This is a genomic window from Sulfuricaulis sp., from assembly GCF_049587675.1.
In the GTDB taxonomy this organism is placed as follows: domain Bacteria; phylum Pseudomonadota; class Gammaproteobacteria; order Acidiferrobacterales; family Sulfurifustaceae; genus Sulfuricaulis.
Window position 1 is genome coordinate 1 of sequence record NZ_JBAVEJ010000089.1, and the last position, 5,998, is coordinate 5,998.

General features: G+C 61.3%; 10 protein-coding genes and 1 other RNA gene. 1 reads left to right on the forward strand and 10 read right to left on the reverse strand.

What is annotated here, in order from left to right; genetic code table 11:
- Positions 1 to 100: 100 nt before the first annotated feature.
- From WB402_RS04710 to WB402_RS04745, 8 genes are all read right to left on the reverse strand, one after another.
- Positions 101 to 679, reverse strand: a complete 579-nt coding sequence (locus WB402_RS04710) for a peptidylprolyl isomerase (protein WP_424205765.1) — start codon at positions 677 to 679, stop codon at positions 101 to 103.
- Positions 680 to 681: 2 nt separating this feature from the next.
- Positions 682 to 1,164, reverse strand: coding sequence for an EVE domain-containing protein (locus WB402_RS04715; RefSeq protein ID WP_424205766.1), 483 nt, complete (start codon positions 1,162 to 1,164; stop codon positions 682 to 684).
- Positions 1,161 to 1,817: a glutathione S-transferase family protein gene (locus WB402_RS04720; RefSeq protein WP_424205767.1), complete on the reverse strand. Its 657-nt coding sequence runs from the start codon at positions 1,815 to 1,817 to the stop codon at positions 1,161 to 1,163. The genes WB402_RS04715 and WB402_RS04720 overlap by 4 nt, the downstream gene beginning before the upstream one ends.
- A 20-nt stretch (positions 1,818 to 1,837) precedes the next feature.
- On the reverse strand, positions 1,838 to 2,650 hold the full coding sequence (locus WB402_RS04725) for a TIGR00282 family metallophosphoesterase (RefSeq protein ID WP_424205768.1): 813 nt from the start codon (positions 2,648 to 2,650) through the stop codon (positions 1,838 to 1,840).
- A 34-nt stretch (positions 2,651 to 2,684) separates the two neighbouring features.
- The gene (locus WB402_RS04730; RefSeq protein WP_424205769.1) at positions 2,685 to 3,275 is read right to left on the reverse strand and encodes a 5-formyltetrahydrofolate cyclo-ligase; all 591 of its coding nucleotides are present in this window, start codon (positions 3,273 to 3,275) and stop codon (positions 2,685 to 2,687) included.
- Positions 3,276 to 3,300: 25 nt separating this feature from the next.
- A non-coding RNA gene (gene ssrS, locus WB402_RS04735) (6S RNA) lies at positions 3,301 to 3,487 on the reverse strand.
- A gap of 16 nt (positions 3,488 to 3,503) precedes the next feature.
- A complete protein-coding gene (locus WB402_RS04740; protein WP_424205774.1) occupies positions 3,504 to 3,764 on the reverse strand; it encodes a cell division protein ZapA in 261 nt (86 codons plus the stop codon).
- A 52-nt stretch (positions 3,765 to 3,816) separates the two neighbouring features.
- Positions 3,817 to 4,041, reverse strand: coding sequence for a TIGR02449 family protein (locus WB402_RS04745; RefSeq protein ID WP_424205770.1), 225 nt, complete (start codon positions 4,039 to 4,041; stop codon positions 3,817 to 3,819).
- Positions 4,042 to 4,156: 115 nt separating this feature from the next.
- On the opposite strand from WB402_RS04745, the gene WB402_RS04750 reads away from it, so the two are divergent.
- The gene (locus WB402_RS04750; protein ID WP_424205771.1) at positions 4,157 to 4,714 is read left to right on the forward strand and encodes a UPF0149 family protein; all 558 of its coding nucleotides are present in this window, start codon (positions 4,157 to 4,159) and stop codon (positions 4,712 to 4,714) included.
- On the opposite strand, the gene WB402_RS04755 is transcribed toward WB402_RS04750, so the two are convergent.
- Complete coding sequence (locus WB402_RS04755; RefSeq protein ID WP_424205772.1) at positions 4,708 to 5,676, reverse strand: PA2778 family cysteine peptidase; 969 nt, start codon at positions 5,674 to 5,676, stop codon at positions 4,708 to 4,710. The genes WB402_RS04750 and WB402_RS04755 overlap by 7 nt on opposite strands.
- 18 nt (positions 5,677 to 5,694) lie before the next feature.
- A partial coding sequence (locus WB402_RS04760; RefSeq protein WP_424205773.1) for a PA2779 family protein occupies positions 5,695 to 5,998 on the reverse strand: 304 nt, incomplete at its 5' end.

Below are 5,998 nucleotides of genomic sequence, written 5' to 3' on the forward strand. Positions count from 1 at the left end.
GGGCGGAGCCACCCGCAATTAGCTTTTCAAAGTCAATAGCCGCCTTTCGGCGGCTATTGACCATTCACTACCTGGATGTCCGCCTTCGCGGACATGACAGCTATTTTTTAATCAACTCCACCTTCTCGATTACTACATCCTTCACCGGAACGTTCTGAAACGGTCCCACGGTATGGGTCGCGACCGATTCGATCTTCTTCACCACGTCCATTCCCTTCGTCACTTTCCCGAAAACGGTATAACCCCAGCCCGTCGTTGTTTTATCGCGGTGATCGAGCGCGGGATTATCCACGGTGTTGATGAAGAATTGCGCCGCGGCCGAGTGCGGGTCAGGCGTGCGCGCCATGGCGATGGTGCCGGCGAGGTTCTTTAATCCATTGTCGGCTTCGTTGCGGATCGCCGGGCCTTTGACCTTCTCGTCCATGCCGGGACGAAAGCCGCCGCCCTGGATCATGAAGCCGGGAATCACGCGGTGGAAAATCGTGTCCTTGTAGAAGCCGGTCTCGACATAGTTCATGAAATTTTTCACCGTGTCCGGTGCGTGCTTCGCATCCAGCTCGATCTCGATCACACCGAGGCTGGTGGTCATGCGCACGCGCGGATTGTCCGTGGCGGCGGCGAAGGCCACGAAAGGCAGGGTAACGGTCAGGGCGAGCAGGACGGCAAATAATTTTTTCATGTTCATTCCTCCGGAGTTGATTCGACAATTTTTTCCAAATTCATGATGGTATTCCATTCCCTGGCGGTGACCGGCATGACCGACAGCCGGCTGCCGCGCTGAACCAGTCGCATGTTTTTCAGCGTCGCCTGTGCCTTGATGGCGGAGAGCGTGACGGGCCGCTTGAATACGCGTTTGAAACGCACGTCCACCATGTCCCACAACGGCCGTTCCGGCGTGCTCTTCGAGTCGTAATGATGGTTTTCCGGGTCCCAGGCGGTGGCATCGGGGTAGGCCGCACGCGCGATCTCGATGATGCCATAGACGCCCGGCACTGCGCAGCTCGAGTGATAGAAAAACGCGAGGTCGCCTTTTTTCATGGCGCGCATGAAATTGCGCGCCTGGTAGTTGCGCACGCCGTCCCAATGCTCGATTTTTTTCGGGCGCGATTTCAAGTCAGCGATGCTGAACGACTCTGGCTCGGATTTCATCAGCCAGTAGTTCATGCGTACGGCTCGAATGGCGGGATGACCTCGGTCTCGGCGCGCGCGTCCGCGACCCACTGCTGGATCGCCGGCAGGGCGGTGATGGTTTGGACATAGGCTGCGCAGACTGTGTCGAGTTCGACCGCGTAGGTCACGAAGCGCAGCGCCACCGGCGCGTACATGGCGTCGGCAACGCTGAATTTTCCAAACAGGAAACCGCCGCCTTTGCCGAAATGCGCGCGGCAATCGTTCCAGAGAGTGGAAATGCGCGCGATGTCCTTCAGCACCTCTGGAGTGTGGCCCTTGCCGGGCAGGTGTTTGCGGCAGTTCATGGACATGTGTTGGCGCAAGGCCGAAAAGCCCGCGTGCATCTCGGTGGCCACGGATCGTGCCACGGCGCGCGCCGCCGGGTCAGCTGGCCACAGATGCTTGTGCGGGAATTTGTCGGCGAGGTATTCGCCGATCGCGAGCGATTCCCACACCGTGATTTTGCCGTCGATCAGCACCGGTACTTTACCCGAGGGTGAATACTTTCGGATCTCGGCGCTCGATGTTTCGGTGTAGAGCGAGACGGAAACTTCCTGAAAAGGAATACCCGCCTGTTTCAGCACCAGCCACGGCCGCAGCGACCAGGAGGAATAATTCTTGTTGCCGATGACGAGGGTGAGTTCCATCCCGGCAGGAGTCCCGAAGATTAGGCGACCTTGATCGTGGCCTGGGCGATGTTTTCGTCAACCCGCAGGCGCGTGATGGTGCGGCACAGGCCGGTGCCTTCGTCGAGGTCGAGCAGCACCCCGCAGATGGTGCCGGGGCCTTCCGCCACCTCGAAGCGCTCGGGCAGTTTCTGCACTAATCGCTTGAGCGATTTCTGCGTGTCCATGCCGATGACGGATTCATAGCAGCCGGTCATGCCGACATCGGTGATGTAGCCGGTGCCGCGCGGAAGGAGGCGCTCATCCGCGGTCGGCACATGGGTGTGCGTGCCGACGACGGCGCTCACGCGCCCGTCGAGATACCAGCCCATGGCCATTTTCTCGCTGGTGACTTCCGCGTGCAGGTCCACGAGCACCATCTTGACGTCGTCCGGTTTCGCCGCAAGCGCGCGCTCGGCGGCGGCGAACGGGCAGGCGAGATGCGGGTGCATGAAGACGTTGCCCATGAGATTGAGAATGCCGACCTTGTACCCGGCGGCAGTCGTGGCCACGAACCAGCCGGTGCCGGGCGTGCCGTCGGGATAATTGTGCGGGCGCAGCAGGCGCGGTTCGGTGGTGATGTATTCGAGGGCTTCTTTCTTGTCCCAGGCGTGATTTCCGTTGGTCAGCACGTCCACGCCCGCGGCGAACAATTCATTCGCGGTCTTTTTGGTGATGCCGGCGCCGTCGGCGATATTCTCGGCGTTGGACACGACGAGATCGAGCTTGAAGCGTTGGCGCAGGGTGGGGAGCTGATCGGAAATGGCGCGCCGTCCGGGTTGACCGACCACGTCGCCGATAAAGAGCAGATTCATGACTGGTACCTTTTCGAAATAAATCTAATGACTGTTAGTAAAGATAGACCGCCCGGTCGGTGATGACGCCCTGCAGGGGAACGTCCCAGGGATCGGGCGTCAATCCGTTGATCCGCTGGAAATCATACGCGATTCCGAGCACCTGTGGCTTGTGCCAGCGGGTGCGGTGGCGCAGGAACTCCAGGCTGCGGTCGTAGAAACCCCCGCCCATGCCCAGCCGGTTGCCATGGTCGTCGAAGCCCACCAGCGGCATGAGGATTAAATCCAGTTCCTGCGCCCGCACCAGTTGGCGTGCCGGCACCGCCGGCTCGGGGATGCCGAAGCGGTTCGGGACCAGCTTGGTCTTCGGTTTGGCCTCGGCGAACCACAGCCGGTCGTGCGCCAGCGGCGAGAGCACCGGCAGGTAAAGGATTTTGCGCAGCCGGCGGATGTGCTCGATGACAAGGCGGGTGTCGATCTCGCCGTCGTTGGGGAGATAACAGGCGATACGCTGGCTGGCGAGGAACAGGCGCGTGCCGGCTACGTTCATGGCAAGCGCGCGTGCCGCGAGTTTCTGATCTTCGGCGGACAGCGATTGGCGTCGGGTGCGCAGGGTGCGGCGCAGGTCGGATTTATCTTTGGGCACGGAAATCGTCAAGAAAAAAAGAAAGACGCCCTCCGCAGATGCCGTGTTGCTCCGTAGCCTTGAACCGTGAGGTTCAAGTGGGTGCCTCAGAGATGCATCAGGCTTCCCGCAACGAGGCGGGCATGCACAACAGCATCTACAATCCGGCTCCCGTTAAAAGCACTTATAGGTTCAGAGGATAACTGGAGCAATCACGCACACCGCAGGGGGCGCATTACAAATATATACCTATTGGCGGGTTTGTGCATCCCAGCGCAACGCGGCGTCGATCTTGGTCTGGAGGAATTTTATTTTCTGCACGGTGTCAATAGCCAGGCCACCGCGGTTGCGCAAGTCGAGGAATTCATGCGCGATGTTGAGCGCGGCCATGACCGCGGTGCGCTCGGTACCGATGACCTTGCCGCTCGTCTGGATCTCGCGCATTTTTTTGTCGAGATAGCTGGCCGCCGCCGTCAGTGCGGCGCGTTCGTCCTCGGGGCAGGCAACCATGAACTCCTTGCCGAGAATGGTGACGGTTACTCCGTCGCGCGATTCCTTCACGTCAGCTGCGCTCCAGCGCCTTGAGGCGGTCGATCATGGTTTCGATGCGCGCGCGGGCGACACGGGTTTTCTCCATCAGCCGCGCGTGCTGTTCGTTCAGGTTGTTCTGCTCGGACTTGAGCGAGTGATTCTCGCTCTTGAGACGCCGGCAGGTCTCGATGAGTTCATCAATGCGGCTTTCCAGAATCTTGAGGTCCGTGCTTTCCGCGCGATCGTCGTTAGCCATATATGCCCACTATAGGACCGACGCCGGCACGGGTCAACGCTTCCGGCCCCGGGCGCTCGGGTGTAGACTTTCTTTCCACCATTCGGATCGCCGTCTGGCACCACGTTCGCGCACTGTGGAAACCACCCCCGATCTTCCCGCCTACGACCATGCAACGCGTCTGCTGCACGAAGCCGGCGTTACCACCCGTGCGGCCGAGGCGCATGGGATCATTACCGGTGTGCTGTGCGCGCCGCAAGGCGCCGGCGTGGCCTGGCAGGATCTGGTCCTCGGTCGCGAGGCAGGAAAAAACCGCGAAGCGCCGGAGGCGCTGGCGCAATTGCTGGCGGCGATGCACCGATCCGCCTACGCACACCTGAGCGGGGTGGAATGCGATTTTGTGCCGCTGCTCCCCGGCGATGACCACAGCCTGGCCGAGCAGATCGAGGGGCTGACCGATTGGTGCCGCGGTTATCTCTTCGGCCTGTATGCCGGAGGCGTGAAGGAGTCGCAGATGCTGCCAGGCGATGCCGGCGAGGTGGTACGCGACATCACCCGCATCTCCGAAGCCGAGCTGGATAGCTCGCTGGCGGATGAGGAAGAGGCCAGGGCGCTGATCGAGATCGTCGAATACCTGCGCGTCGGCGTGCAGCTCGTGTTCGAGGAATTGCAGCCGCCCGCGGCGCGTCACTGAGCCGTATTCTGCTCCGACTGCGCCTCGATCTGCTTCAAGGTCTCACGGAAGGTGTCAATCTGCGGCCCGCCCAGTTCCACGGCGCGCTGCGCGGCGGTACGCGCCTCTGGCCATTTGTTCTGATCCGCCAGAGCCTGTGCGAGATTGTTGAACGCCGCGGCGGCGTTGGGATGATCCTGCGCCGCCTGCCGGAACGCTTCTTCGGCGCCTGACACATCCCCGAGCGCGTAGCGACTGTTGCCCAGCCCCATCCGCGCGCCAAGGCTTTTCGGCCAGCGCTTGAGCACGGTGCTGTATGCCGTGCCCGCCTCCGGCCAGCGCGCGAGTCGTTCGAGCGGCGCGACCGCCTGCACGTACGGAATTTCCTCGGCCGTGAATGGCAGCCGGTCTGGCGACATCACCACCATCGCCCAGTAATGGGAGCGGCGCCAGGTTCGTTCGAATATTTCGATGGGGATATCATGACGCGATTCTAGTCCCGAGCGCAGTACGATCCGGTCGTGCGGCAGGTCGAAGCCCACGACCACGGCGTAATGCCACTTCGGATACCACCAAAAACTCAGGTTCTGCAGAATCAGCACCGGGTTGCCGGAAGCCACCTCGGCAAACAGCGATTCGAGTTCCGGCCGCAATACGTAGGGAACGCGCCCGTGGCGCCGCGCGGCGCCAACCATTTCCAGTTGCAGGCTACCCCGGCGTTCGGGCAGGTAAATCTGTTGCGTCAGTTGGTCGGGCGTGACAGAAACGCCGGTCCATTTGAGCACCGTCGCCAGCGCCGCCGGTCCGCACTGGTATTCCTCCTGCGGATAGAACGGTACGGTAGTAAGCTCGACCGGTTGCGGGAAAGCGCCAGCCGTGGCGCGAACTCGGTCAGTTTGCAGCGTGGCACAGCCTGAGGAGAGCAGCAATATCAAAAATAACAAACCGCCCGAAATGATTCGGGGGGTTTGAGTGTTACTCATCGGCAACGCGAAGATGGCTTAGCGCTTGGGATGTTTGACGAACGGGAAGATATTGGTGAAGCCGAGAATATCGGTGATCAGCAGTACGATGAAGATGAACACCAGCGCCCCGAGAAAGCTGTCACCGCCGGCCGGCAGCTGATCCAGCTTGCCGTTCAGGGTCTGGACTTCCTGGTCCGTCAGGCTGTCCACGCGCGCCTGCACCTGCGCCGGATCGACGCCGCGGGCGAGAAGCTGGGCCTTGACGTCGTCGCGGTTGAAAACATCGCGCAGGCGCTCGCGGTCCTGTTGCACCTGGGCCGCGTTGACCACCGCCTCGGTG